Annotated in this window: 28 protein-coding genes; 5 read left to right on the top strand and 23 right to left on the bottom strand. The window is 27.5% G+C overall.

Translation table 11 applies throughout. The features are described from left to right. Positions 1 to 14: 14 nt before the first annotated feature. The 4 genes from B8978_RS10975 to B8978_RS10960 form a co-directional block, all read right to left on the bottom strand. Positions 15 to 1,640, bottom strand: a complete 1,626-nt coding sequence (locus tag B8978_RS10975) for a hypothetical protein (protein ID WP_084116070.1) — start codon at positions 1,638 to 1,640, stop codon at positions 15 to 17. 2 nt (positions 1,641 to 1,642) lie between these two features. Beyond that, positions 1,643 to 2,431 (bottom strand): ABC transporter ATP-binding protein, encoded by a 789-nt coding sequence (locus B8978_RS10970; RefSeq protein WP_176212679.1) that lies wholly within the window; start codon positions 2,429 to 2,431, stop codon positions 1,643 to 1,645. A 103-nt stretch (positions 2,432 to 2,534) separates the two neighbouring features. Beyond that, entirely contained in the window at positions 2,535 to 3,146 is a 612-nt protein-coding gene (locus tag B8978_RS10965) for a LysE family translocator (protein WP_084116069.1), read from the bottom strand. 11 nt (positions 3,147 to 3,157) lie between these two features. Then, positions 3,158 to 3,598, bottom strand: a complete 441-nt coding sequence (locus B8978_RS10960) for an Lrp/AsnC family transcriptional regulator (RefSeq protein WP_084116068.1) — start codon at positions 3,596 to 3,598, stop codon at positions 3,158 to 3,160. A 228-nt stretch (positions 3,599 to 3,826) separates the two neighbouring features. Here B8978_RS10960 and B8978_RS10955 point away from each other — a divergent pair, with 228 nt between their 5' ends. Beyond that, positions 3,827 to 5,515: a methyl-accepting chemotaxis protein gene (locus B8978_RS10955; protein WP_084116067.1), complete on the top strand. Its 1,689-nt coding sequence runs from the start codon at positions 3,827 to 3,829 to the stop codon at positions 5,513 to 5,515. A gap of 63 nt (positions 5,516 to 5,578) precedes the next feature. Continuing rightward, a complete protein-coding gene (locus tag B8978_RS10950) occupies positions 5,579 to 6,223 on the top strand; it encodes a superoxide dismutase (protein ID WP_084116066.1) in 645 nt (214 codons plus the stop codon). A gap of 75 nt (positions 6,224 to 6,298) precedes the next feature. Here B8978_RS10950 and B8978_RS10945 read toward each other — a convergent pair whose 3' ends face one another. Together B8978_RS10945 and B8978_RS10940 are read right to left on the bottom strand one after the other, a co-directional pair. Further along, on the bottom strand, positions 6,299 to 6,832 hold the full coding sequence (locus B8978_RS10945; RefSeq protein ID WP_084116065.1) for a GNAT family N-acetyltransferase: 534 nt from the start codon (positions 6,830 to 6,832) through the stop codon (positions 6,299 to 6,301). Positions 6,833 to 6,895: 63 nt separating this feature from the next. Beyond that, positions 6,896 to 7,264 carry a VOC family protein gene (locus B8978_RS10940; protein WP_084116064.1) on the bottom strand — a complete coding sequence of 123 codons (369 nt, stop codon included), beginning with the start codon at positions 7,262 to 7,264 and terminating at the stop codon, positions 6,896 to 6,898. Between the two features lie 136 nt (positions 7,265 to 7,400). Between B8978_RS10940 and B8978_RS10935 the strand changes: the two genes are divergently transcribed. After that, positions 7,401 to 8,141 (top strand): MBL fold metallo-hydrolase, encoded by a 741-nt coding sequence (locus B8978_RS10935; protein WP_084116063.1) that lies wholly within the window; start codon positions 7,401 to 7,403, stop codon positions 8,139 to 8,141. 46 nt (positions 8,142 to 8,187) lie between these two features. Here B8978_RS10935 and B8978_RS10930 read toward each other — a convergent pair whose 3' ends face one another. The 3 genes from B8978_RS10930 to B8978_RS10920 all read right to left on the bottom strand — a co-directional run bounded on the left by B8978_RS10930 (position 8,188) and on the right by B8978_RS10920 (position 10,063). After that, complete coding sequence (locus tag B8978_RS10930; RefSeq protein ID WP_084116062.1) at positions 8,188 to 8,472, bottom strand: hypothetical protein; 285 nt, start codon at positions 8,470 to 8,472, stop codon at positions 8,188 to 8,190. A gap of 43 nt (positions 8,473 to 8,515) precedes the next feature. Continuing rightward, positions 8,516 to 9,457 (bottom strand): DUF4062 domain-containing protein, encoded by a 942-nt coding sequence (locus B8978_RS20080; protein WP_207651883.1) that lies wholly within the window; start codon positions 9,455 to 9,457, stop codon positions 8,516 to 8,518. A 189-nt stretch (positions 9,458 to 9,646) separates the two neighbouring features. After that, entirely contained in the window at positions 9,647 to 10,063 is a 417-nt protein-coding gene (locus B8978_RS10920; protein ID WP_084116061.1) for a bis(5'-nucleosyl)-tetraphosphatase, read from the bottom strand. A 92-nt stretch (positions 10,064 to 10,155) separates the two neighbouring features. Here B8978_RS10920 and B8978_RS10915 point away from each other — a divergent pair, with 92 nt between their 5' ends. Further along, positions 10,156 to 10,872, top strand: coding sequence for a DUF3298 and DUF4163 domain-containing protein (locus B8978_RS10915; RefSeq protein WP_139796035.1), 717 nt, complete (start codon positions 10,156 to 10,158; stop codon positions 10,870 to 10,872). Positions 10,873 to 10,981: 109 nt separating this feature from the next. Here the strand turns inward: B8978_RS10915 and B8978_RS10910 are convergent, their stop codons facing one another. From B8978_RS10910 to B8978_RS10870, 9 genes are all read right to left on the bottom strand, one after another. After that, positions 10,982 to 11,662: an HAD family hydrolase gene (locus tag B8978_RS10910; RefSeq protein ID WP_139796034.1), complete on the bottom strand. Its 681-nt coding sequence runs from the start codon at positions 11,660 to 11,662 to the stop codon at positions 10,982 to 10,984. Between the two features lie 86 nt (positions 11,663 to 11,748). Beyond that, on the bottom strand, positions 11,749 to 11,952 hold the full coding sequence (locus B8978_RS10905) for a hypothetical protein (RefSeq protein WP_084116059.1): 204 nt from the start codon (positions 11,950 to 11,952) through the stop codon (positions 11,749 to 11,751). Continuing rightward, positions 11,949 to 12,356: a MerR family transcriptional regulator gene (locus B8978_RS10900; protein WP_084116058.1), complete on the bottom strand. Its 408-nt coding sequence runs from the start codon at positions 12,354 to 12,356 to the stop codon at positions 11,949 to 11,951. Before B8978_RS10900 ends, B8978_RS10905 begins: the two co-directional genes overlap by 4 nt. A gap of 96 nt (positions 12,357 to 12,452) precedes the next feature. Next, positions 12,453 to 14,120 carry a B12-binding domain-containing radical SAM protein gene (locus B8978_RS10895; protein WP_084116057.1) on the bottom strand — a complete coding sequence of 556 codons (1,668 nt, stop codon included), beginning with the start codon at positions 14,118 to 14,120 and terminating at the stop codon, positions 12,453 to 12,455. After that, the gene (locus B8978_RS10890) at positions 14,095 to 14,676 is read right to left on the bottom strand and encodes a hypothetical protein (protein WP_242950540.1); all 582 of its coding nucleotides are present in this window, start codon (positions 14,674 to 14,676) and stop codon (positions 14,095 to 14,097) included. The genes B8978_RS10895 and B8978_RS10890 overlap by 26 nt, the downstream gene beginning before the upstream one ends. Positions 14,677 to 14,736: 60 nt before the next feature. Then, positions 14,737 to 15,453, bottom strand: a complete 717-nt coding sequence (locus B8978_RS10885; RefSeq protein WP_084116056.1) for a zinc dependent phospholipase C family protein — start codon at positions 15,451 to 15,453, stop codon at positions 14,737 to 14,739. Between the two features lie 4 nt (positions 15,454 to 15,457). Further along, positions 15,458 to 16,780, bottom strand: a complete 1,323-nt coding sequence (locus B8978_RS10880) for a PQQ-dependent sugar dehydrogenase family protein (protein ID WP_084116055.1) — start codon at positions 16,778 to 16,780, stop codon at positions 15,458 to 15,460. Positions 16,781 to 16,845: 65 nt separating this feature from the next. Then, positions 16,846 to 17,406, bottom strand: coding sequence for a ferritin-like domain-containing protein (locus B8978_RS10875; protein ID WP_084116054.1), 561 nt, complete (start codon positions 17,404 to 17,406; stop codon positions 16,846 to 16,848). A gap of 57 nt (positions 17,407 to 17,463) precedes the next feature. Then, entirely contained in the window at positions 17,464 to 17,985 is a 522-nt protein-coding gene (locus tag B8978_RS10870) for a hypothetical protein (protein WP_084116053.1), read from the bottom strand. A 197-nt stretch (positions 17,986 to 18,182) separates the two neighbouring features. Here B8978_RS10870 and spoVB point away from each other — a divergent pair, with 197 nt between their 5' ends. Beyond that, positions 18,183 to 19,688, top strand: a complete 1,506-nt coding sequence (gene spoVB, locus B8978_RS10865) for a stage V sporulation protein B (RefSeq protein WP_084116052.1) — start codon at positions 18,183 to 18,185, stop codon at positions 19,686 to 19,688. A gap of 117 nt (positions 19,689 to 19,805) precedes the next feature. On the opposite strand, the gene B8978_RS10860 is transcribed toward spoVB, so the two are convergent. The 5 genes from B8978_RS10860 to B8978_RS10840 form a co-directional block, all read right to left on the bottom strand. Beyond that, positions 19,806 to 21,413: a putative polysaccharide biosynthesis protein gene (locus tag B8978_RS10860; protein ID WP_084116051.1), complete on the bottom strand. Its 1,608-nt coding sequence runs from the start codon at positions 21,411 to 21,413 to the stop codon at positions 19,806 to 19,808. Positions 21,414 to 21,469: 56 nt separating this feature from the next. Continuing rightward, positions 21,470 to 22,423 carry an RluA family pseudouridine synthase gene (locus B8978_RS10855; RefSeq protein ID WP_084116050.1) on the bottom strand — a complete coding sequence of 318 codons (954 nt, stop codon included), beginning with the start codon at positions 22,421 to 22,423 and terminating at the stop codon, positions 21,470 to 21,472. Positions 22,424 to 22,600: 177 nt separating this feature from the next. Next, positions 22,601 to 23,779, bottom strand: a complete 1,179-nt coding sequence (locus tag B8978_RS10850) for a M20 metallopeptidase family protein (RefSeq protein ID WP_084116049.1) — start codon at positions 23,777 to 23,779, stop codon at positions 22,601 to 22,603. Between the two features lie 34 nt (positions 23,780 to 23,813). After that, positions 23,814 to 25,862, bottom strand: coding sequence for a cell division protein FtsA (locus B8978_RS10845; protein ID WP_084116048.1), 2,049 nt, complete (start codon positions 25,860 to 25,862; stop codon positions 23,814 to 23,816). A 98-nt stretch (positions 25,863 to 25,960) separates the two neighbouring features. Continuing rightward, positions 25,961 to 26,854 (bottom strand): fumarylacetoacetate hydrolase family protein, encoded by an 894-nt coding sequence (locus tag B8978_RS10840; RefSeq protein WP_084116047.1) that lies wholly within the window; start codon positions 26,852 to 26,854, stop codon positions 25,961 to 25,963. Positions 26,855 to 26,955 lie beyond the last annotated feature (101 nt).

Raw genomic sequence — 26,955 nt, 5'->3', positions numbered from 1 at the left:
TACTGACAGCCACCTTAATTTTTAATTTTAAAAGCAAATTTCCAAGTTATAAAATCTATAATAAACATAATTAAAATATAAATATATACTCCAAATGTAACAAAAGTTGCTAAAAAGTGAATTAAACCCAAAACTCCTAGTAATATCATAATAGGTATCATAATTATACCTTCACTTTGTTTAGCTGTTGCATAAGGTATTGAAAATGGTAATGCTTTTTTAAATGCTTTGAAGCATACTACGGTATATAACATCATATTTAAAAATACAAGTATTAAGTCTGGAAATATCCTTAACCCAAATATAGCTATAAATATGATTCCCTCTAAAATGAAAATAGGACATATTAATTTTAAAATTAGACTTTTAAATGTTCCCCTATAAATATCCCCAGTATCTTTGATTGGAGTGACTTTGTAAATCCATGCACCCTTATATTCTTTTGAATATTTAACCATCATTACAACTGTTGGGAGCATCAATGCACAAAAATATATCATTATAAACCCTTTTCCAGAACGAATGCTGCTAAAACTAGTGTTTCTATTAAACATAAATATAAATGGAAATATTATAGATAATCCTAATGAAGGATAAACCTTTAATTTAAATTCTCTTTCATTTTTTATCATATCAGTTGTAAATTTAAAAAATGTCCTTTCAATTTTTGTAAAGCATACTATATTGGCTAGCTTATCTGTAAACTTTGATTTAGCTTTCGTAATTTCACCATTATTTTCAAGCTTTTGTAAGTTCTTTTCAAAGGTTGGCATAAGCTTTAAATATAAACAGATGGAAAGAATAGGTACACATACCGCTAATAATAAAAATATTATATAATATATATTGTAATTACCATTTATTATCAACTGAAATGACCCACCAAACCACATTGGAACAATAAAGTATTGCCACCATTTAGGAACAAAAGTCACATTTAACTTTACAATATTAAATAACCTTCCAAGAAATTGATATCCAATAGTTAACGTAATAGATAAAATTATTTGCACATAATTTATTATGTCCTTTAATTTCTCACCATCAAAGAATCTTAAAATAGCAAGATACAAGAGAGCGGTTATCATTATTACTAATAAATCCGTAAGTATTATTTCTAATAAAAATATTATAAAAAACACAACTCCATGTACAAATAATGATATTATTAAAGGAATTCCAGTCAATGAAATGGTAAGTGAAAAAATATAAATACAAATATGAATTATTTTTGCCATACTTACTGTTTTACCTTCTACAGGTTTTGAGGCTATTATATTTTTATCTCTTAAATCAAGCAGCACTGATGAAAAATCTGCAATTAAAGTTGTCATAAGCATAAACATGACAATAGCAAATACAAAACTCATTGAAAAAGCATAATTTGCTTTTATAAATATAAATGGAATCATTATAAGACTAATAAAAATATAAACTATAGAAACTCTTCCTGATGAATTTTTATCATCTTCTGATTTTTTATTTTTTCGTGCCCTATTATTAAGCACAGTGGGTACTCGTCTACTGTCCATAATAAGTTTTATTTGAATAATTTTTCTCATGGTTTCATAGTCTATATGGAACTTTTCAAAAATGCCTTTAAATTTATCTAAAAACTTTAATATTCTAAAATCCTTCACATCTACACCTCTTTTATAGTAGATATAAATTCTTTAGCTATATCTTTATATTCGTTAAATCCAGTAAGTTCATTAAATATACTCTCAAGTGACCCTTTTTTAGAGTTCCCTTTAAGTTCTTCAAAACTTCCATCAGCAATTATTTGACCATCCTTAATAAGAATTATTCTATTACTTATCTTTTCAACTACGTCCATTATATGCGATGAATAAAATATAGTTTTCCCATCAGAAGCTAGTTCTGAAAGTATTTCCTTAACTATCATAACACTATTTGCATCAAGTCCACTTAATGGCTCATCCCAAAATAATATATCTGGATTGTGAAGTAAACTTGATATTATAAGTACTTTTTGTTTCATTCCCTTAGAATAAGATGTCATTCTTGAGTTGTACACACTTTCTATTCCAAACATATTCATTAATTTTCTTGCTTTCTTATCAACCTTTTCGTAATTAATGCCATAAAGTTCAGCTACAAAAGTTAAATATTCTTCGGCGGTAAGACTATCATATATATCTGCAACTTCTGGAACATAACCTATCTTCCTTTTATATTCCACACTTCCATTTAAAATATCTTGTCCTAAAATTTTTACTTCTCCCGTAAAGCCTTCAACAAGTCCAAGCATTATTTTAACGGTTGTACTTTTGCCCGCTCCATTAGGCCCTATGTATCCTATTATCTGTCCTTTTCCAACATTTAAATTTATACCTCTTAAAACTTCTTTTTCTCCATAATTCATTTTCAAATCCTTAATAGTAATTATTGGCTCCATCATGTTTTCCATAAGTTACCTCCTACATATTAGTAGCATATTCTGATTTTTATTTTACCATAATATTGTAGTGCATACTATAAATTTAAATATTATCAATATGTAAATTATATTATTAGTCTTTCCTTCTTATAAGCATCCTAACACTAAAATAAATAAAAAGTACTCCCACCATTAAATTTAATATTTGTATTACACTATATGATAAGAATGTTTTAACAAAACTTCCCACTACAGCGATTAGACTCAAAAATACTACTGTTGATAACAATGCTCCAAAACCAAACAAGTAAATTTGATTTTTATCCATATTTTTCTCTGTAAGTTTTGCCGAGAATACACCTGTCCAGAAAATTATTGTTAGAGGATTGGAAAAAGTAATAAGCATTGCACGAGAAAAAGCATTATTACCTTTAGAAATGTTGTGTATATTTAAACTTGGTAAAAATATAATGTTGAATTGATTTAATATTATACTTAATCCAAATACAAACAATATGATTGCTCCAAATATTCTTAAACCTATTTTAACATTCTTTTTGTCAATTACAGAACCAATTCCAAGTGTTGCAATACCGATAAAAATGCCATCAATTAAGGAAACTCCACTTACTGCCGTTTCTGCTATATAAAATCCTCTTAACGATGCTACTTGAAACACAAATATACAGACGGGTCCTATTGCAAATTGTAACAACATTCCAAATTTAAACCCCTTGAATATCATTATATTACTCCTCATACATTAATATTTTCTTTTAGCGATGATAAAGTTATTATTGTATTCGATTTGCACACACCTTTGATTTTCTTTAAAATATCTGATAAAAAATATTCCAAACTCTTAGTATCCTCAACTAAAACCTTTAATAAATAATCATATTCACCTGCAACATGATGACATTCTAATACGGAATTGTATTTAATAATGTTTTCCCTAAAATTTTTTATATTTTCTGTTTTATCAATATTTATGAAAACAAAAGCTAAAACCTTATAATTTATTTTTTCCCTGTTAACCTTTATAGTATATTTTTCAATTATGTTTGCTTGCTCCATTTTTCTTATTCTCTCACCAATTGCTGGAATAGAAAGACTTACTTTTTTACTTATTTGCGAATTGGTTACTTTACTATTTTGCTTCAATACGTCAATTATTTTGAAATCAATTTCATCCATAAGTTAACCTCCATATTATTTAATTAATGTTATTATACGTATTTATTAACCACCAGTAAACATTTTTTAATATTTCATTAATATTTTAATTTTTTTATTGTTTTTCTTTATTTTAGCTTGTTATTGTAACATTAAAAATATTACAAATATTCTTAAAGTTTTTTATATTTCGCACGATATAATAACTATATTTTACATTTATATACATACATAAGGAGGGTTAAGTCTATGAAAAATATTAAGATCATCCATGGAATTTTGATTTTGTGGATATTATCATTGATTTCTGTACTTTTAATGGGGGCTATTGGATATAATGGTATGTCTCAGATTCAAGGAAATTTAACTTCATTGTCTAAGAATGAATTGATACGTTTAAACGTCCTGGGAGATGTAAATGGTAATTTTAATGCTATGAGAAATAGTTTAACTAAGATTATAGATAGACCATATGATGAAACTATGGTTGCTTCTGTTGTTACCATAGATAACAATATTCGTTCAGCGTTTAAACAGTTTTCCTCAACAAATATTAGCACTGCAGAAAAAGCTCAAATAGATAAATTTTTAAGTGATTACAATAATTATATGAATAGATTCCCAAGCTTAAAAGAAACAAGGACAAATGGTGCCTCTCTTGATGCAACATCCATGAAAGCTTATGGTGATATTGGTACTTTAGTAACTTCTGACTTAGATGGACTTGTAAAAACTGAAAAACAAAATGCCGCCGATTTATATAATAAATCAGTTACAAGTTATAACTCCACTAAAATGATATTTATCGCTATTTTTCTAATTATGCTTGTAGCTAACTCAGTCATATCCTTATTATTGAGATATTTCATTAAGGGTTCAATAAAAGATTTTAACTCTCAACTGAAGGTTATATCAACAGGAGATTTTAGTTTAAAAATTGACACTACAAAAACAAATGAATTTGGAGAGATGCAAAAAACTTTAGCTACAACTGTTAGCTCTATCTCCTCAATTCTTAAAGAAATAGTGTCTAATTCAAATAACATTAGTGAACATTCTCTTTCCTTATCATCAATATCTACTGAGATGACAGCTTCCTCACAAGAAGTTAATACAGCTATTCAAGATGTTGCTCAAGGTTCAACTTCACAGGCTCAAGAACTTGTAGATATAAGTTCTACAATGAATACCTTTAGCGAAAAAATAACTTCAATTACAAAAACTATTGAAAATGTTAATTCAAATGCTATGGCTGTAAACTCTATGGCAGCATCAAGTAATAAAAATCTTATTGAACTTGTAAATTCGGTTAACATAATTAATTCTTCTTTTGGCTCTATTGATACAAGCATTAAGGAGCTAGGTGCTAATTTAAAACAAATAAATGCAATTACTTTATTAATCAACGATATTTCAGACCAAACTAATCTCCTTGCATTAAATGCTGCCATAGAAGCTGCACGTGCTGGTGAAGCAGGAAAAGGTTTTGCTGTAGTTGCTGATGAAATCCGTAAGCTTGCGGAACAAAGCAAAAATTCTTCTGAAGAAATTAACAAATTACTTGATATTATTAATTCTGACACAGATAATGTTGTTAACACTACTAATGATGTAAGTTCAAAACTATCTTCTCAAGTATCTGTAATTGATACTTCAATTGACTCATTTAAAACAATAATGACTTCTATTGAAAGAATAATACCTGAAATTTCAACGGTGAGTAATGAAATGTTAACTATAAATGGATCTAAGGATGAAATTTTAAGTAAGGTAGACAATGCTTCAGCTGTATCAGAAGAAAATTCAGCGGCTTCTGAAGAAATAGCAGCCTCTTCTGAAGAACTAACAATTTCCTCTGGAAAGGTTGCCTCTTCAGCACAAATACTGACAGAGATGTCTGACAAAATGAAAACTTCAGTAAATGAATTTAAATTATGAATATGAACATTTATCTCATTATCTCATAAAATATAATGTAGTATTTTTTATAAGGTGGCTTTAATGTATAATATAAAACCTGAAACCTTTAATTTCAAATCAGTAAAAGGAATTTCAACAAAGCAACTAGATGAACACTATAAGCTTTATGTTGGTTATGTAAATAAACTAAATGAAATTTGGAACACTCCATATATACAAGGGAATTACCTAGACAGTAATGCAACTTATTCAAAAATGCGTAGCCTAAAGCTTGGTGAAACATATTCATTGAATGGCGTAAAGCTTCATAATCTATATTTTGAAAATATGACGAATGGAAATAACACTCCCCATGGCCTCGCACTAGATATGATAACAAGGCAGTTTTCTTCTTATGATAATTTTATTTCTTACCTTACAAACGTAGGATTATCTGTGCGTGGGTGGGCTCTTCTATCAATTGATTCAATTGATAGTAAATTTCATATAATAGGAAGTGATTTGCATGATACTGGAGCTGTATGGCTTTCTTATCCAATACTAGTTATGGATGTATACGAGCATGCCTATTTTATGGACTTTGGCACAGATAAAAAGAAGTATATAAATACTTTTATTCAAAATATAAATTGGAAGGTTTTAAATGACAGATTGCAAAAATACATTTCTTTTACAAAACCTATTTGCATGAATAGAAATATAGCTTGTCCTATGGGATTTTTTTAATATTTTTAAACTAATTAAAAGCCTTAGAGTTGCTATTCTATAGGCTTTTGTTTATATAACCTCAATAAAATCTTCTTAGTCTATTTCAAGTCCCATGTGAACTGAATCATAAAATTTGCCATTAACTAAAAATTCTCTTGTGACTAATCCCTCTTTTTTAAATCCATATTTCTCATATAACTTTATTGCATTTAGATTGTCCTTTTTAACTATTAAATTTACTTTTCTAATAATTTTTGTTTCTTTTGCGAAGTTTAACAATTCTCCTAATAATAAACTTCCGATGCCACAATTCCAATAAGCTTTTCTAACTGTAATTCCCATTTCACCAGTGTGTTTAACTCGACTTCTTGTCCCCGCTGAAAGTGATGTTGATCCAACAATTTTGCCATCTATTATAGCAACTAACATTATTGAATTACTGGTATTAACATTTTCAATATAATTTATTTCCTGCTCATAAGTAACCGTCCACTCCCCATCTCCAAATGTAAGATTATCCGATTCTCCTCCAATAAGGCTCATATATTGCATTACTTCATCAATATCTTCTTTTTCTACTTTTCTTATAAGCAAAGACTCACCATTTTTTAAAGTTATTTTTTTCACCTTCAATGCATCCCTTTCATTATAATAAAGATGGGACTATTAATTTAAGCCCTATCTTTATTATTATCTATTTGGTAAAATTTCTGTCCAATAACCATCTGGATCACTTATAAAGTACAATCCCATTTTATGATTTTCAAAGCAAATACAATCCATTTTTTTATGTTTTTCATACGCACCATCAAAATCGTCTGTTCTTACTGCCATATGAATTTCATTGTCACCTAAATTATACGGCTCTTTTCTATCTCTAAGCCATGTAAGCTCAAGCTGATAGTTTGTCTCACCATCCTCTAGATATACTAATATAAATTCTCCGTTTTCTTCATTTTTTCTTTTTACTTCTTTAAATCCTAAAGCTTCTTCATAAAAAGCAAGACTTTTTTCTAAGTCAAAAATATTTATGTTGTTATGAATAAAATTAAATTTCATTATTTTGACTCCTTTCAATTTCTATGATTATAATATAATTATAGAATAAATTATTAAAAATTGAAAGATTCATAAATAAGGGAGGTGGATTTTAGCTTGTTGGAATTTTTCCAAATGGAGAAAGCTAATTTACATTATGAAAAACACACTTAAAGTAAATTATTTGTATAACAGTGGATTTTATGTTGAAACCGAAAATCATATATTAATATTTGATTATTATCTAGATACTCCGTCCTTATCTGTAAAAGGATTAGAACATGGAGTTGTAAATTTTTATGATCTAAAAGATACAAATAAAAAAATATTTGTTTTTGCTACCCATAGTCATTTTGATCACTTTAATCCTGTTATTTTTACTTGGCAAAAAAATATTAAAAATATAACTTATGTTTTAAGCAACGACATTAAAACAAACCATAATGGTGATAATGTCAATTTTATGGCACCTTATGATAGTTTAAAATTAGATGATATAACGGTTAATGCCTTTGGATCTACAGATTTAGGTTCATCCTTTTTAATTAATGTTGATAATATTGATATTTTTCATTCTGGTGACCTTAATTGGTGGGATTGGTTTGATGAAAGCAGAGAATATAATTTAGAAATGGAAAAAAATTTTAAAAATGAAATTCATAAAATTAAGAAACATAACGTAGATATAACATTTTTTCCAGTTGACCCTAGACTAAAAGATAAATTTTATCTAGGTGGCGAATATTTTATTAATAATTTGCATCCAAAATATTTTATTCCTATGCACTTTGGAGAAAATTTTGAAATAACAAAACTATTTTCAAATAAAATTTTGCATTTAGATACAAAAATTATTGAAATTCATCATAGAGGTGAAACATTTAGCCTAAAGTTATAAAAAAGGATTTCTAAAAATGATTAGTTTCATTTTTAGAAATCCTTTTTTATATCAATGAGATTATATATATTATTATAGTTCCAATTATGTTTATACCACCAAAAGCAAAAACAGCATTTGTAATGTTATTATTACTCTTTTTATATTTGCCTACTTTACCATAAGTTGTAGCACTCCCAAACACTTTTACATATGCAGTTGCCAATAAAAAAGCTATAATTCCAATGCCGCCATTAAAGATTAATACGTAATTCCAATTTTTTGATACCATACCTATTGCCGCACCAGCTAAAACTAATATTACACCGATTATTATTGATTTTTTAATCAAAGTTCTACACTCCTTGTTGTTATATAAACTTGTACATCTATTTTTAATAAATAATTTGTTTTTTTAAATCTTCATTTTCTTTTTTTAACCTATTGTATTCTTGTAAAAATTCTCCTGGTACCCAACCTGCAAATTCATATTTTTTATCAAAATCTCGTAAAGTATCCAATATAGCTATTTGAATATCCTTTTTATCATTATAAAAACTACTTATATTTTTTAAAACTTGTTTTCTAAATCTATTATATTTATCTCTGTTTTCAAGTTCAATTATATTAGTTCCAAATTCTTTAACCTTTTTATTAAGAGCATCTTCAGTTATAACAACAGAAAAATATGGTTTTTTCTTTTTCACTGCATAATTGTATTCGAGATGTGTATAACTTAATCTAGATTTAGCTTCTATACTCCCATATCTTCCACCTAATATAAGTAAATATATATCAGACTCATCTATCCAATCCTTAATAGTTTTTAATTGTGTAACATTACCTGATTTAAAAAGTTCCATTCCAGCTGGTATATTTCCAGACTTTAGTATTGCTTCAACAGCCGATTGCCTTTCCTCAATTAAATCACTATAAGTAGACGATATAAACACTTGTAATTTTTTGTTTGTTTCTTTTTTTTCACTAAAAGCCGTCATCCTCTTTTTATTTAAAATGATAGTATTTTTATTTTCTATTTCTTTATTTTCTATTTCTTTAAAAAATATTTGATGTTCTTCTTTCATAGTTAAAAACAAATTCATCAATCTTTTTATACCATTGTTCCAGCTAATATAATAATAATATTCATCAACTGGATAAACAAGAGGATAAAAATTAACATTTTTTAAAGAACTAATATAATCAGAAGACTCCCCAAATATTTTTTTCACTATCATTTCTGACTTTTCTATTAAACAATTTAGTTTAGCTTCATCACCGTATTTTACATTATTTAATTCTATTATAAGTCTGTCAATTAATTTAGTGTTATCCATATATCACACCCCACTTGTGAATACCTATGAAATAGACTAAAACAGAATCTATAAATTTAGCAGATTGTAACTATCTATCATTAACTACTGTACTAAATAACAACGCCTTAGAAATGCATCAAATTAAATGTTTTACTGTTACTATATTATAGCACTTTTTTCTTTCTTTTCAAACTATTCCCTATTAATTTATATGCCTAATTTCAATAAATATTCATTAGCTTTTTTAAGAACATCCTTATCACTTTCATAAGTTAATGTTTCGTATGTCTCATCATATGTGGCTAGTATATAATCCTCTACCTCTTCTTCTTGAATCTTAACATCATATATATCTGAGTTTCCTATAAAAAATACAACTTCTTTATGTAAGTTCTCATTTGGATAATATTCTTTTGTAACTCTAAACCCATCTAGTAACCTTACTTTTATATTGGTTTCTTCTAATACTTCTCTTTTAGCAGTATCAATTTCAGTTTCACCTTTTTCAACGTGACCTTTAGCAAACCCCCAGTGACCATCTCTTTTGCTTTTTACAGCCAAATATTTTATTTTTCCTTCCTTAACTTTATATACAACAGCTCCACAAGACTTTTCAAAATTCATAATAATTTTTCCTCCTAGATTTACTTTAACCTTATGTACATTTTTTATTAGTATAACATATTATAAATATTAGGTTAAGGGAGGCGAAAAAGTTGTATTACTGTAATGTACACAATGTTAAATGTCCATATTATATTAAAAATTCATATAGAACCCAAATAAACAATTTAAATGTAATTACTGATGAAATTAATTCAGAAAATCAAAATATACATGAGTACTTAAAAGTTCCTGTTTTAAAAGGAGCTATATCTCCAAAAATTTTAGACAACATAAATTCAAATATTAAGAATGACATATTTGAATTTAAAGATCAACTAGAATTAGCTGCAGATGAGGATGCTAAAGAAAAGAAATCATCTGGCAGTAATTTTTCCCCTTTTCAAATTTCTAACAATTACATTTTAACTTACAATAAAAATGGACTTCTTAGCATATCTTTAATTTTTCAAGAATTGGTTAATGGACGAAACAGTTATATACGAACTTCTTATAATTACAATCTTAAAACTGGTGAATCTATGCCCTTAGAAAGTCTTTTTATGACTGGAACAGATTATATAGATTTATTAAATAAACAAATAATTAAAGAAATTAAAGCTAATCCTTCATCTTATTCATCTAATACACTTTCAAATTTTAAAGGAATTGCTAAAGATCAACCCTATTATTTAGATAATAACAACCTAAATATTTTTTTTGGATTTAATCAAATCTCACCAATTAATTCTGAAATATCTTTTATTAGAATTCCATATGAAAATTTAATTAGTATTTTAAAACCTGACATTACACGAAGTTATATATAATTCTACGTTTCAACATGGAATTAATAGTTTTCCTAATACCTCTACACATTCAAACAACACTCAAAAAAATCTAAAAGGTAAATGTCACTAGTGGCATTCACCTTGTTTTTTAATGATATATTATCCTTATTAGTTCATTTAAAGAAGTTATAGTGTATTCACTCTTGTAATTTATTTTTTTCCCCCGTCTATTTATAAGTATTGATGTAGCCTTCATTTTTTCAGCACTTAAAATATCCATATCAGAATTTCCAACCATAAACATTTGTTTTGTCTTTACATTGCAAAAATTTAATGCCTTATTAATTATTTTGTCAGCAGGTTTATATGCATTAACATCCCCCGATATTACAAATCCATCAAAATATTTATATATATCTAATTTTTTAAGCTCTCCGATTAATATATCCGAATCAGAATCACTTAATACTATTAGTTTTACTTTTTTCTTTTTTAACTCCGTAAGACACTCTAAAACATCATCATATAAATATGCCTTTTTAAAGTAAAAATTTTCATAATACTCATGGGAAAAGCTGCTTAAATCCTCTAACTTCATATCTACAGCTACTTCTTTTAAAACAATTTTAAGTATGTCATTTACACTTTTAAAGACACTCTCATCCTTATTAGCATAAATTTCATCATATTTTTCTCTAATTACCCTTGATATTTTATCTTGATCTCCATTTTCATATTTACTTGCAATATAGTGAAATAAATCCGGAGATCCAATTAAAGTACCACCTATATCAAAAAATATCACCTTATTTTCATCATGGCCTACCATATATACACCTCATAATTTTTTCTAACAAATCCTTATTATCTAATTTTAACACATGACTTTGTTTTTATAAACATAGTTTCTGTCAATTAGATAAACAACAAAATTATAAAAATAGAAAAAACAGCTCTAACTATATGATGTTGTATATTTATTTTTCCATACATCTTGTATCCATTACATATAGCTGATAATGTTTTTATTTCTTTTTTATTTACTCCCACTCTTCCTACTATAATATTCAAAGCTCCATATATAGAGGCTATTATTACTAATATAATCCTGATGCTCACTTTATAGTTACCTCACCATTTAAAAATTTTTCTCCTTTCTTAATCATACTTTCAAGCTGCACTTTTGTTTTTATTATTTCTTCATATTGTTTATCCAAGCATTTGCATTTTTCCTCTACTAAGTCTAAAAGTTTTCTTAATTTGTTTTTGCCTTCAAAATCAATAACTTCATTATTTTTCATATAAATTTCTATTTCTAGACCAAGTTTCAGTAAATTTTTAATATCTTCAATAGAAAATTTTAATTTTTTTAATGTTTTAATATCTTCTGCTAATTCTAAATCTTCACATGCATACTCTCTTAAATTATTTATTCTAACAGGTGTTAAAATTCCAATCTTATCATAATACCTAAGGGTATCTATTGTTAAACCTGATGCTTTAGAAAAATCCTTTATTTTCATTTCTATCCTCCAATGTTATAAACATTAATTTTTTCATAATATTAATAAACCTATAAAAATATAATAAGCCCTGAAGTTAACTCCAGGGCAAGCAATTTACTCAAAATATTTTATATTATCCTCATTATTTTCATCAAAAATAACATATTTAGTATCCTTTACTATTTCACCACAAATTTCATATTTTAGTATATCTATATCAAATCTTTCTACATGAACATCCTCTATATTTTCTTTTTTAAGTTCAGTCCTAATTTTCTTGTGAATATCTTTTTCCACAACTCTGTTTAAAAAAGTAGGCAGCCACTTCTTTTTATTAAACTTTAAATAATCGTATTTTATTATTTCAGACAAAATTTCTGTATTTTCATTTAATATTTCCTCTGTAAAGTCCATAAATATTCTATAGTAATCAGCTGAAGATATATTTCGGTCTAAATAACCCTTATTCTTAAAATATGTACCAAGTTTAAAGAAAAAATCAAATGGACTTTCAAATTTAGGCATAAAATATTTTAATATATTACCAAATTTTTGAGAATTATAATATTTATCGACTACTTCTTCTGTTCTTTTAAGTTTTAATATTTCATCATAACTTATACTATCTGTGCTTAAAATTTCATAAGGTGCATATGGTGAATATACCATTCCCCATTTTTCTGTTTCAAATCTCATTGAAGATCCTTTTAGAAGTTTTAAAAACCCAAGTTGAACTTCTTCTGGTGCTATTGAATAAACATCATTAAAGGATTTCTTAAACATATCGAAAGTCTCTCCTGGAAGTCCCCCTATCAAATCAAGGTGCTGCTTTATATTTCTGTTTTTTTCGAGCCTTAAAACTTTTTCTTTAATATCTTCAAATTTTATATTTCTATCAATATTTTTTAAAATTTCATTGTTAGTTGTTTGAACTCCAACTTCAAGTTGAATTCTACCTTTTGGTGCTGTATTTAATAAATTTATTTCTTCATCTGTAAGTATATCCGCGGAAATTTCAAAATGAAAAGTAGCGTCTGTTTTTGCATCTATTAAAAATTTCCATATATCCATAGAAAATCTATGATTACAATTAAAGGTTCTATCCACAAATTTAATTAACTTTACTCCTTTATCGATAAAGAACTGCAACTCTTTTTTTACCCTACTTACATCCATAAATCTTACACCATGTGTTGTAGATGAAAGACAATATTTACACTTAAATGGGCATCCACGACTGCTTTCATAATATACAATTTTATTATGAAGTTCATCATCTTTTTCATAAGGGAATACAGTTTTGTTTAGATCCATTGGTTTTCTTTCCCCATCAAAACTTATTTCCTTTTCATTTTTATAATACAAACCTTTAATATTATTTATTTTCAAATTGCCTATTCCTAATTTCCATTCTATAAAGTCTCTAAAAGTTTCTTCTCCTTCTTCTACTATAAGATACTCACCTGGATTTTGTGACAAAAATTTTTCTCCATCATAGGAAACTTCAGGCCCACCATAAAGTATTTCTATTTTTTCATCTAAGATTTTAATTAGATTTGAAAGCTTTACCACATATTCGATATTCCATATATAACATGAAAATGCAACTACATTAGGTTTCTCCTCAATTATTTTTTCAAATATCTTTTCAATTCTATCATTTATAGAAAATTCTTTTATTGTACACTCACAATCTAAATCTTTTGTAAATGCTTTTAAATATCTAACTGCTAAATTACTGTGTATATATTTAGAATTAATGGCTGTCAACAATATTTTCACTTAAAATACATCCTTTCTTTTGTGCCTTTATATAGTATATATTATCTGACTGTTTTAAATCAATTATATTAAAATATTGTTTTAATAATTTACAAGTCGTTTTACAAGAGGCATCCACTAGTGGATTTCTTGCATTTATCTTAACCTGCCTAAAACCCTTACTTGGAACCACAACCTTAAGCTTAATATATATGCTTTTAAATCTAGGTTTGTCCACATCCCATAGATATAAAATTCCATCTTTTTTTAAAAAAGTGCATATATCTTTAATTAGATTATTTTTCCTGTAGGTGCTTTTTATATCAAATAACGAAAAAAATATCACACAACTGTCAAAAAAATCTTTTTCTATTTTTCCTTTATCCTCTTCACCACTAATATAATCAATAGTTATATTATCATCAATACCCTTACAAAGATCATATACAATACCATGGTTTTCGGTTCCAATGTCCAGCACATTACCTAAAAAAGCTTCCTTTTCAAGGTTTATAAATATCTCTTTACTCATGTTTATCACCTTGTATTCCTTTTGAATTATTGGATTTTCATACATAATATTAATTCTATAAAAAAGTGATAATTCCTCCATAATATGGAAAATTATCACTTTTATTTATTCTTTCCTTTTTTTTAAAACTATGGTTTCATAGAAATCTAACATAAACCCTGCTGTTGTACTTTCAGCTTCTGGAATTATAGCATTGGAAATTCTTTTATATTTTGTTTCTGTATCAGCAATATTCTTAAATTTAACATATATATCATTTGACATATACGCATTTGCTTTTATATATTTACTTATATCCTCGTATCTTTTACTAGTTTCTGACATAGTAAAAGGATATCCACTAACTAATTTCTTTAAAATCCACATTTCAAAAGATCTGTGACTTTTTAATAACTTATTATTTACATGATGTGGAACAGTAGAATCTTGAATTAAATGACACGCTGCCCCAAAATAAAAAACTGCTTTTGATATATCTCCTGCATCTGAATAGTTAATTGCCTTCTTATAATATTTTTCACATTCAACTAATGCATTTGAAAATCCATACAAACCTCTACCTTCTAAATAATGATAAAAATGATTTGTGCTTTTAAAATCTTGGTCTGCATATACTACTCCACTATTAAGCTGAGATATATACTTCAAAAAAAACCTATATGCCTCTTCATTTCCTTCTTCCTTTAAAATTTCCATTGCTCTTATATTAATATATTTATGCACAGTACAATTGGTTTTAATTAGAAGTTTCTTTATGGGATTAACTTTTGACATTACACTTCTTACAGCATTACCATAATGCTTCTCAATTTTTCTTTCCATATTATCACCTAGTTTTATTAATTTTTATTTTTTCAAGTACAAGTATAACTACTATACTTATTGTTATTCCTGAAAACATTATATATATCATTATATTGTTTCCACTAGAATTTTTATCTATACTAACACTTGCGATTGATGATAAAGTTCCATTTCTAGAATCCAATACTAAAAGTTCATTTTTATTAAATTTTAAGCTTGTTATATTAGACGTATTATTAAAACTAGCTATTTTTCTACACACGCCTTGGTCATCTAAAAAATTTATTGTTTTTTCTTTATTATCATAGAAATATATGCTATCCTTTTCTCCAATACACCCTTCCTTATCTACTGCTAACGCACCAAGTGAATCCACATACTTACTCTCGTATATTGGTGCCGGTGGATTAGTTGTTGGTTGTTTGTCCAATATGAAGCTAAGTTTTGATTTGACACCTTTACTAAACTTAGGAGAATCTATAGGATCTCCTCCACTATAATCAGGAAAACCATACCATTTACCACTTTCTATATTAAAAACATAATCCGAATCCCTTTTTACTGGCCTTAAACCTCTATCTTCCATGCCACCAACAGTTCCTACTAATATTCCTTTACTTGTAGTATCCATTCCTTTTACATTTCTTATTCCATATGCAAAAGTGTTAGCATTTTTAGTCCTTAAATTAATTGCTATAATTGAAGAATTTCCTGGAAAGTGTTCAGATATAATTTGACCCTTTACATTGCTTGTATTGTATGGCGAAAATGCCCCTGTCTTGTTGGATTGAAAATTTTGACCCTTTAATATTATTTTTTTAGGTGACATATCATATATAAATGGATTATCTTTAAGCCATACATTGTCTGGCCCAACAACTCCTGAATTTGTTGCAGCACCTATAGCTGCGTATAATATTCCATCATACACCTTTAATTTTAAGTCTTTATAATCTCCACTATTAGGTATGCTATTAATTAATTCTTTAGTTTTTTTATCAATTGTATTATATGAATATATACTGTTATTTGACGCGTAATAAATTGAATTTTTATAATATTCAATGCTATATATATTGAGACTCTTATTATTTATTATATCATAACTTTCTCCTTTTATATTAATGTATTGCACTCTATTCTTAAAAGCTACATACAAATTACCTTGTCCATCCTCTATAAAATCTTTAGAATCCTTTAATCCTTTTAAAATCACAGAAGCTTTTTTATTCTTATCTTGTAAATCTATTTTATAATTATTGTTATAGACATTCATGCTTGATACTTTAAGACCTAAAAACAGCAATATTAGTATAGACAAGAAAGTTAAAAATTTTTTTCTCATATTTTCCTCCACTAAAAAATCCTCTTACCTATTTATATTAATAAGGTAAGAGGATATGCATGTATTTATCTACTTGTAAGAGCTATATGCTCTTTTTCAACATTACAAAGGGCTCCAAATATTCGTACAATGTCTTTATTATTTATTTCATTAATATATTTTTCATAAAATTTCACAGCATGTTCTTCTTTTGCATTGGCTAACTCTAGTAGCGCATTATCACTATCATATTTATCATAATTCACATTAACTAATGTAGGCATTTTTTCAAATCCACCTATGTTAAAGTGAATTTTTGCATGCATCATCTCTACATTACCTAAAGCTTTAAATAATTCTTTTATATCACTTTGTTTAGCCATTTTATATGCCCTTTTATAAAATTCTCCATTAAAAATTTCTAATTTTACGGCATGGTCTAAAATTTTTATTGTTTTTTCATCTAAAAAATTTTTTCCAATTCTTATCACATCTTCACTTTTACTTAAAAATTCAGAGCCAACTCCACAAAATGGGCATTTAATTATATGATCCTGACTATTTTTCTCAGTAAAAGCAACACTATTAAAGCCAAAATTAATTTCGTTAATCTCAGCTCCGCAAATTATACATCTATATTTTCCCACGTTCTTGCACCCCCTATATAATAATATACCATATTAGAGTGGCTTATGTAAGTTATGTTAATATCCATATTTATCGATTAAACTTTCTATGTCATCAAACATTGTTTTTGTATTTATATTTTTTTTATGTACCTTAACATCGTCTCTAGTTACCATAAAAATTATACTAGAGTATTTTTTATCTTTTATCTTATTTATAGCTTTTCCATATACATAGCTGTCATCTTCTCTAGTTTCATACATGAATACGTTTTTAGAAAAGGCATCTATTGCCAATATCTTCAATTTAATGTTCTCGTCTACACGTTTAATTACATTACCATCATAGGTAAATTTTTTTAATTTCTTTAATCTGCCATCCAAATGTGAACCTTTGAACATAAAATATTTTTTTTCTATGCTTTTTCCATTTTTAGATGTAATAAGTAAGCTATACCTATAATCGTCTTTGGTTAAATCAGAATTACTTTTTACATAATCTTTTAATTTTTTACATTCCTTCATTGCGAAGCTAAATTTTATTCTAAGCATTCCCCCAAACAATGAATTACTATTTTCATCAATGGTCGAATTGAACATACCACTTTCCCTCCACTGCATATTAAGCCAATTTTTAATAGATATTCCAAGTTAATTTTAACAAATTATATTAAGAAATTCAATATTATTTTAAATTTTCGTTAATAATGTTAAAATTTCTAAAATTTTTTAATATAGAATATTAAAGCATGTCCCCTCATAAACATTACATATAAACACTATTATAGGAGACTTAAATGGAATTTGATAAATTTTATAAAGATACTGTTATTTTAACAATTTCTAACCTTGCCACCGGAATTTTAAGATTTGTTTTTTCAATAATACTTTCTAACAAGTTAGGTCCAGAAGGGTTAGGCCTTTATTCACTTATAATGCCTATATACGATTTATTTTCATGTGTTGTATGCGGTGGTATAATAGTTGCAGTATCTAGAAAGTCATCTATACTTGTTGGAAATGAAGATTATTCAAATATATATAAACTTATACATACTACTTTATTATTCGAAATTTTTTGGTCAATATTTATAGCTGTATTATTATTTATTAATTCAAATTTTTTGGGTACCTTCCTTGTAAAAGATATCAGAACCGTTTCTTCTATCGAAATAATTTGTCCAGCCCTTATTTTCATAGCCCTTTCATCTGTATTTAAAGGTTATTTTTATGGGGTTTCAGAAGCAAAAATACCTGCTTATATTGATATTTTTGAAAAAGCTATACGGATAGGGGTTGTTATTCTTATAGTTAACATGTTTTTACTTAAAAATATTGTACAAACTATAAGTGCAGTATACGCTGCACTAACCTTTGGTGAGCTTATAAGCCTTTTAATGTTATATGCAGCCTATATTATGTACAAAGGGAAATACAGAAGTACTAATAAAATTTTAGAAGGTACTGGTCAAATTTTATTTGACACTTTAACAGTTTCAGTACCTCTTTGTATAAATGGATTTTTATCTTCATTATTAAATGCTGCCTCTACTTTAATTGTTCCAAGAAGATTAGTTTTTGCTGGACTAACCTATGCTACATCTCTTTCTCTTATAGGTAAATTTACAGGTATGGCATTAAATATAACCTTCTTTCCTATGGTTGTTATTATGTCTATGTCCACATTATTAGTACCAGATATATCTAAAAATCTTAATAAAAAAGATTTTTATTCCATGGAAAAAAGGATTACTGAGGTAATTCAAATATCATTTTACATAGGCATCTCAACAATGATTATTAGTTTGTGTATACCAAATGCTTTAGGTAGCCTTTTTTATGGAAGAAGTGACCTTAGTTCTTTTATAATCACTAGCTCCATTTGTGCCCCAATAACTTATGCAGCTGCATCAACATACTCAGTATTAAGTGGTCTGGAGAAGCAAACAAAAATACTCTTTAATTCTTTACTTGTTTCTATTGAGGAGATTGTTCTTTTGTATATTTTAACTGGCATTCCAGTTATAAATATTTACGGTTATGCCATAACACTGTTTATTACAAGTTTAACTTCATATTTTTTAAACATGCATGAAATAAATAAGATGTGCAATATACATTTTTCTTTTACAACTATATTTTTAGATATTCTGTTTGCTATATTATTATTTTTAATTCTAGGGATAATAAATAATATTATCCCAAATTCGTTTTTCATTTTAAAAAATGTAACTATTATCATTATTGGATTTGTTTTATACATATATTTGACTCTAACAGTAAAGGAAGCTATCTTGAGATAAACTTTTATTGATAATACAAGAAAATTGCAAAACAAAGACTAAAGAATTTTAGAATAGCTAAAGCTAGATAAAATTCTTTAGTCTTTTATTCGAAATCTATTACTATACAGAACCAAGTTATCGTCTACTTAATAACAATTTCTTAGGAATGCGTTTTTTTAATCTATATGGTATAATGTCTAATTCATCTCTTGATATACCATTTATCATTAACAAAGAATAAAAATATGCAATCATACCTGCAACCATTGCAATTATAACTGAAATAGCATTATTTATACGTCCAACTATAACAAAACCAATCAATGTGCTAAATACATTATAAACAACCCAAAGTACAGCTCCCATAAATATTGAGCATATTAAAGGCTTAAAAGCATGACTTATTATTTTAATCTTTATTCTTAATCTTTTACGTATGTAAATTGTATTTAATAATATTGGAATCAAAAATCCAACTACACTTCCAACAATAGCTCCATATATGTTTATTTTTGGTCTTACTATAAGTACATAGTTTATTGATATTTTCAAAATTATACCTATAATAGAGTAAATGGTAACAGTATAAATTTTGCCTAGTCCTTGCAATATACTTGTTTGTATCTGTGCTAAAGACATTAATACTAATATAATTGTTCCATAGATAAGTAACTGATATCCAGGCCTATTATAATAAAGTAACATATAGATTTGTTTACTTAAAACAGTTAAACCTACTGCTGATGGAATTGCTATTAGAAAACATACTCTCAATGCAAAATTTATCTTCCTCTTTACTAACTTTTTATCATTTAAGGCTACCGCTCTAGATACAGCTGGTAAAATATTTACTGCAAGGGCTGATATTATAGCAATAGGTACACCTATTAAAGTAATAAAAAGCCCATAACTTCCACTTAGCGATTGTGCTGCTACGCTTGAAAATCCACCAAATTTAAGTCTACTAACCGTATTAGTTGTATCAATAAGCGTACCTGCATTAGTAACACCTATGCTTACAGTTATTGGCACACTATACTTTATTATTTTTCTCATTATTTGCTTATTTGTATGTTTAATTGTATTAACAGTATTTCGCACCTTTAATTCATGTCTGTTTTTTTCATAAATAGCCATCAGAAATAAGGAAGATGCAAGTGCTCCTAAAGTAGTACCTACCGTTGCCCCTACTACACCTTGAACAATTCCCTTTTTTATAAAAACAAAGGCAAATAATAGTGAGAATATTGTATTTATAATTTGTTCTAATACCTGGGATATGGCCGTTGGTTTCATATTGCCCCTACCTTGAAAATATCCCCTATAAGCAGATCCCATTGCTGTAAAAATTAACGCTGGACATAATGCTAAAACAGAATTCTTTGCCTCCGGGAATCCCATTGTAGAAGTTATTGGTGCTGCAAATAAAAACATTATTATCGCCATCAATATTCCTAATGCTATTAATAATGTCCTTGAAATTCTAAAAGTCTTAATTGCACTCCTATAATTTTTTACAGCTATATATTCAGATATAAGTTTTGATATTGCACTAGGTATACCTGTATTTGTTAATACATATATAAATACATATATCTGATATGTTGCTGAATATATACCAAACCCTCTTGTGCTTCCAAGTACCCATACAAGAAAAGGGTTATATACTAAAGATAAAACCTTTGTCAAGAGTGTTGCTGCTGAAAGTATCGCAAACCCTTTAGAAGTAGATTGTTCCTTCATATAACATACCTCTTATTATAAATTTAGCTTTCGTTATTAGCTAACTATTTTTTACACTAAAATTTAAATGCATCTGTTTTTATTTTCTTAAATATTGGAGGAAGTGTTTCTGCTATTGTTTTGTTCTCTAAATAAGAAAGTTTATCCGGACAGTTTTTAAATACAACCTTATATGCATATAAAAACTGATAATTTAAACCATATTTATTATTAAAGAAATTATTTAGTTTCTTTTCTCCGTATTTACTATCACCTATAATTGGATTACCTAAATGACTTAAATGTGCTCTAAGTTGATGGCTTCTTCCTGTAATCAGATAAATTTCTATAAGTGAAAATGCTCCACAGCTTTGAATATTTTTTACTTCCATAGCTATCTTTTTTGTACCTGGCATTTCTTTATCAAATACTTTAGATATATTGGCATCTTCATTCTTATATATAAATGCATCATATATACCATCATTTATTCTTCCTTTTACTAGACTAATGTAGTATTTTTTTATCCTTCTATCCCTAATCATTTCATTTATAAGTTTAAGAGCTTCAAAATTTTTACCAAATATCACTATTCCAGAAGTATTTCTGTCTAGTCTGTTACATGGAGCCGGTGTAAAAGTAACTTCTTTTTCAGGTTCATAATCTCCTTTATCATATAAATATGATAAAACATAATCTGTAAGGGTTGGTTCTCCTTCATCACCATTAGAATGAACTAGCACTCCTGGCCACTTTTCTAAAAGAAGCATATTATTGTCTTCATATGTTACCTTAAAATTGTTATTTATTCTTTCAAATTTTTTCTTTTCAGGTTTTGATTTAATTTCGTACGTCTCTAATACATCACCCTCTACAAGTGAATATTTTTCTTTAGTCTTTTTTCCATTTACTTTAATATCTCCCTTACGAAAAGACTTAAAAATTGCACTTAGTGGAACATCCTTTAACCATTTCCTTACAAATTTATCCACTCTTTGTCCTGCTTCATTTGGTCCGATTACTATTTTCATATTTTCCTCCAAGTTTATATAAAGCTTAATATTTGTTTATAATTAAGACCTTTCACCCTTACATCGTATTTTTTTACTATTTAAGATTAAAATTACCAATTATTAAACAGCTTAATAACAAGCTTCTATTATACTACGATATAATTACTAATTGCAATTAAGTCCTGAAATAGTAAGTTAAAAATTTGATTTCAAAATTCTAATTGCACTTTCGCACTGGATAGCAACTCCTATAGGAATACAGTCTTCATCAACATCAAATAAACTTCCATGTGCAGGATTTATTATTCCCTTTTTTTCATTTCTACAACCTAAAAAATAAAAAGCTGAGGGTCTCTCAAGTGAAAAATATGCAAAACTTTCTACTCCCATATTAGGACTTTGAAGTATATTAACTTTTTCTTTACCAATTAGGCTTTGGGCAGCATCTTTAACTAATTTTATTATATTATCATCATTATAAAGACAAGGATAACTTTCCTCAATTGTTACTTCTGATTGTCCTCTCATACTGCTTACAACGCCTTCAGTTATTTCAGTTAGTCTCCTTTTTACATATTCTCTTTGCTCAGTATTCATCGTTCTTATAATGCCGCCAATTTTAACCTCTTCAGGTATTATATTTTGAGCGGTCCCACCATGAATATAACCTATTGTTAATACACCTGGATCTGTAGGCGATATTTCTCTGCTTATTACTGTTTGAAGTGTGTTGATTAAATTACAAGCAATAACTATTGGATCTATTGTTGTATCAGGATGTGCTCCATGACCGCCTCTTCCCTTTATTTTTATTGTAAATGGATTTGAAGCAGCATGAACCACTCCTTCTTTTATACCTATTTCTCCAACTTCAATAGATTCGTTTACATGTAATCCAATAATTGCATCTACCCGTGGATTTTCTAAAACCCCATCTGCTATCATTAGCCTTGCACCGCCAGTTGTTTCCTCTGCTGGTTCGAAAAAAAGCTTAACATTCCCTTGGATTTCATTTTTTATACTATTTAAAAGCTTTGCTGTACCCATAAGTATAGTTGTGTGCACATCATGACCACATGCATGCATTTTTCCATCATTTTTTGATGAATATTCACATGTTTTTTGATCAATTAAAGGAAGTGCATCCATATCACCTCTAAGAGCAACTGTTTTCCCATCTTTTCCACCTTTTATTATTGCACATATTCCAGTTTTAGCTGTAATAGTATATTCAATACCCTCTGATTTTAAAAATTCTGTAATTTTCTCATTAGTCCTAAACAACTCATAATCAAGTTCTGGATGTGAATGAAAATCTCTCCTCCAATTTATAAGTTCTTCTTTTATTTTATTTGCTTCACTTAAAAAATCCAAAATACCTACCCCTTCTCATGTTATTAAAATCTTCTTACTCCCACCTTGCTTCAATAATATCCCCGTTTTTTAAAATGTTGTTATAACCAGCCTTTTCTCCATTAAGTTTAAGTACTATACGACCTTTTAGGGTTGTTAGATCAAAATTAATATAATTAAAAATATCTACAAATACATACTCTTTTTTACCCTCAAGTATTATTTTCTTATCATTTACAACTACCTCAATTGCTCCATACTTAACTTTTTCTTCATTTAAAACTTCACTTGAAATTTCATTTTTATTTTCTATACTTGTATTTTTTTCATTATCTATTGTTTTAACGTTCATATTTTCGTTTAATTTTTCTTTAGATTGTATTTTGTCGCCTTCTTTAATGATGTAATCATCTGAAAGTTTTTCATCGTTTATATAATATTCAACATTAATATTATTGTTTACATATCTCTTATATTGACCTATAGTTTGAGAAAATATTGTATTAATATCATCTCCATCCAAGATTTCGTAATTAATATCCGTTTTTTCCCCATTGGCTATAAATATTGGTTCTAAATTTTGAATTTCACCATTTAAATAAAATCCTATACTATTAACGTCTTTAACATAATCTTTGATCACAGCTTTTGCATTTTCACCATTTTGTGAAAATTCTATTTCAATCTTATCATTCTCTCTTATATCAGATTCCATACTTCCTAATAAGCCATTTATTTTTATAATTGCACTTTTACCAATTTTTCCAAAAGAAACTCGTTTAGACCCATTAAGCTTAAATCTTATATTATTTCCATTTCTTCCAATTAACACTTTCGGATTGATACCAGCCTGCATTATAACATCCATTACTGTATTTTTTTTTGAATTAAAAAGGCTGACAACACTACTATTTAAAAATACGTCAATAAAATCTCCACCATATTTTTTTATAGCAACTAAAGCTATTCCTAAAACCGTTACACCCGTACTTCCAAGATTATTATCAATGCATACACAATCTGTTACAGATTCCCTACCCTTTATAGCTATTCTTTTTTCAGGTATGTTTATCTTTTCTGCTAATAAATCTTTTAATAAAAGAGTATGTGCACCTCCACCAACTAAAAATACTGCATTTGGAGCTTTACTGCCATTTAATTCAATAATTTTATTTGCAATTTCTTCAGACAACTTTTCTACCACTGGTTTAATTATTTTAATTATTTCATCGTAACTTACTGTGTTTTCTATTCCAAGCACGTCAACAAAATCCACTTCTTTTTTTGAATCCATTTGTTTTTTTATCTTTTCAGCTCCATTAAAATCTACAAGACAAGCTCTAGCAATAGCTTCTGTTACTTTATCTCCAGCCATGGCAACCATTCCATAAGCACTTATTGTCTCATTACTACTTATTGCAATATCTGAAGTACCCGCTCCAATATCAACTAATGCTAAATTTAATAGTCTTAAATTCTGAGGTATTGCTGCTTCCATTGCTGCAATAGGTTCAAGTGTTAAATTTGTAACTGAAAGCCCTACTTTTTTTGTAACTGCATACAAACTATCTACTACTGATCTTGGTAAAAAAGTTGCAATTACTTCTGCTGTAATATTTTGACCTTTATGAGCTAACAAATTGGAAATAGCATATCCATTTAAAAAATAATTTTTCACACTATAACCAACACAATAAAGTTTTCCAACTGTATTTTTATTTACTTCCTCTTCAGCTACCTTTACAGCTGTAAGTTCAAGGCTCCTTATTAATTCTTTATCTATTTCTTTATCGTCATCAATATTTATTTCAGACTTTACTGTAGTTGTTCTTAGAAATCTTCCTGCTGCTGCAATTGCAACTTTTTCTAATTTAAATCCAAGTTCTTCTTCAAGCTCACTTTTTACTTTATTTACTGCCCTTGCAACTAAACTTATATCATGTATTTGTCCATCTATCATAGCTCTTTCTTCATGTTCCGTAAACTTCTCGGAAATAACATGAAATTTTTTATCCCTTACTACACCAACTGTACCTATAACCGTACGAGTACCTATATCTAAAGAAAATAAAGCCTCATCAGAATTAATATTTCCAGACATCATATTCCTACCTCTTCACCGTATAATCTAAAGGCTCATATTCTTTAAAGAACATGAGCCTAATAAAATTATATAATAATATTACAAAATATTCAATAAACCTATAATGTACAAACTTTATTTGTCAGTTTTCCAATTTTCTCAATGTTGCATTCAACAACATCTCCATTTTTCAGCAATTTTTCGGGTTTAAATCCCATTCCAACTCCACTAGGGGTGCCTGTTGAAATTATATCTCCTGTTTTTAGCGTAAATCCTTTTGATAAATCGCTAATTATATATGGTATATCAAAAATTAATTTTTTTGTGTTTGAACTTTGTCTTACTTCGCCATTTACTTTGCAATTTATATCAAGTTCAACAGGGAAAGGTATTTCATTTTTATGCACAATGCTTGGTCCCATTGGGCAAAAAGTGTCTAAACTTTTTCCCTTAAACCATTGATTATGAGTGGATTGCAAATCTCTAGCTGAAACGTCATTTATTATTGTGTATCCAAAAATATACTCTTCAGCATATTCTGGTTTAATATTTGTCCCATTTTTTCCAATTATAACTGCAAGTTCAACTTCATAATCAACTTTTTTTGTAACTTCAGTTGAAAATCTTATTTCATCATCATTTCCAATACATTCGTTCACTGCTTTAGTAAAATATATTGGTGCTTTTGGTATACCATCCTTAGATATAGCTGTAGCTTTAACCTCGTTTGCATGTTCTACATAATTTTTTCCAAGGCATAAAATATTCCTACGGGGATTTCTAATCGGTGCGAGTATTTTTATTTTATCCAATGGTATTATATCGAATTTTTTATGCTTCATATCTTCTTCAATTACTTTAATCTCATCATAATAAATTCCTATAAATTCATTCATAGAATTTACTCTTGTTTTTCCAATTTGACTTAAGACTGAATTTAATTCTACTACACCAGCTTCCTTAAGTATTCCTAAATATTCTCTTTTATTATAACTATAGGTAACGAATCTCATATTCTTTTAGTTATCTAAGCAAAGATGTATTACTCAAAATATAGCTTAGACTTCTAAACATTCACTTCCTTTCAATCGTAATTGTAATCCTATAATCAAAT

Origin of the sequence: Clostridium acidisoli DSM 12555, from assembly GCF_900176305.1 — a bacterium.
Lineage (GTDB): Bacteria > Bacillota > Clostridia > Clostridiales > Clostridiaceae > Clostridium_I > Clostridium_I acidisoli.
This window is presented reverse-complemented; position numbering and strand designations above follow the sequence as displayed.

What these genes read in the sequence shown, in the direction of transcription:
- B8978_RS10970 (WP_176212679.1), bottom strand. Translation starts at nt 2,431, where the DNA reads ATGGAAAACATGATGGAGCCAATAATTACTATTAAGGATTTGAAAATG.
- B8978_RS10965 (WP_084116069.1), bottom strand. Translation starts at nt 3,146, where the DNA reads ATGATATTCAAGGGGTTTAAATTTGGAATGTTGTTACAATTTGCAATA.
- B8978_RS10960 (WP_084116068.1), bottom strand. Translation starts at nt 3,598, where the DNA reads ATGGATGAAATTGATTTCAAAATAATTGACGTATTGAAGCAAAATAGT.
- B8978_RS10955 (WP_084116067.1), top strand. Translation starts at nt 3,827, where the DNA reads ATGAAAAATATTAAGATCATCCATGGAATTTTGATTTTGTGGATATTA.
- B8978_RS10950 (WP_084116066.1), top strand. Translation starts at nt 5,579, where the DNA reads ATGTATAATATAAAACCTGAAACCTTTAATTTCAAATCAGTAAAAGGA.
- B8978_RS10940 (WP_084116064.1), bottom strand. Translation starts at nt 7,264, where the DNA reads ATGAAATTTAATTTTATTCATAACAACATAAATATTTTTGACTTAGAA.
- B8978_RS10935 (WP_084116063.1), top strand. Translation starts at nt 7,401, where the DNA reads ATGAAAAACACACTTAAAGTAAATTATTTGTATAACAGTGGATTTTAT.
- B8978_RS20080 (WP_207651883.1), bottom strand. Translation starts at nt 9,457, where the DNA reads ATGGATAACACTAAATTAATTGACAGACTTATAATAGAATTAAATAAT.
- B8978_RS10920 (WP_084116061.1), bottom strand. Translation starts at nt 10,063, where the DNA reads ATGAATTTTGAAAAGTCTTGTGGAGCTGTTGTATATAAAGTTAAGGAA.
- B8978_RS10910 (WP_139796034.1), bottom strand. Translation starts at nt 11,662, where the DNA reads ATGGTAGGCCATGATGAAAATAAGGTGATATTTTTTGATATAGGTGGT.
- B8978_RS10900 (WP_084116058.1), bottom strand. Translation starts at nt 12,356, where the DNA reads ATGAAAATAAAGGATTTTTCTAAAGCATCAGGTTTAACAATAGATACC.
- B8978_RS10890 (WP_242950540.1), bottom strand. Translation starts at nt 14,676, where the DNA reads ATGTATGAAAATCCAATAATTCAAAAGGAATACAAGGTGATAAACATG.
- B8978_RS10885 (WP_084116056.1), bottom strand. Translation starts at nt 15,453, where the DNA reads ATGGAAAGAAAAATTGAGAAGCATTATGGTAATGCTGTAAGAAGTGTA.
- B8978_RS10880 (WP_084116055.1), bottom strand. Translation starts at nt 16,780, where the DNA reads ATGAGAAAAAAATTTTTAACTTTCTTGTCTATACTAATATTGCTGTTT.
- B8978_RS10870 (WP_084116053.1), bottom strand. Translation starts at nt 17,985, where the DNA reads ATGTTCAATTCGACCATTGATGAAAATAGTAATTCATTGTTTGGGGGA.
- spoVB (WP_084116052.1), top strand. Translation starts at nt 18,183, where the DNA reads ATGGAATTTGATAAATTTTATAAAGATACTGTTATTTTAACAATTTCT.
- B8978_RS10860 (WP_084116051.1), bottom strand. Translation starts at nt 21,413, where the DNA reads ATGAAGGAACAATCTACTTCTAAAGGGTTTGCGATACTTTCAGCAGCA.
- B8978_RS10855 (WP_084116050.1), bottom strand. Translation starts at nt 22,423, where the DNA reads ATGAAAATAGTAATCGGACCAAATGAAGCAGGACAAAGAGTGGATAAA.
- B8978_RS10845 (WP_084116048.1), bottom strand. Translation starts at nt 25,862, where the DNA reads ATGATGTCTGGAAATATTAATTCTGATGAGGCTTTATTTTCTTTAGAT.
- B8978_RS10840 (WP_084116047.1), bottom strand. Translation starts at nt 26,854, where the DNA reads ATGAGATTCGTTACCTATAGTTATAATAAAAGAGAATATTTAGGAATA.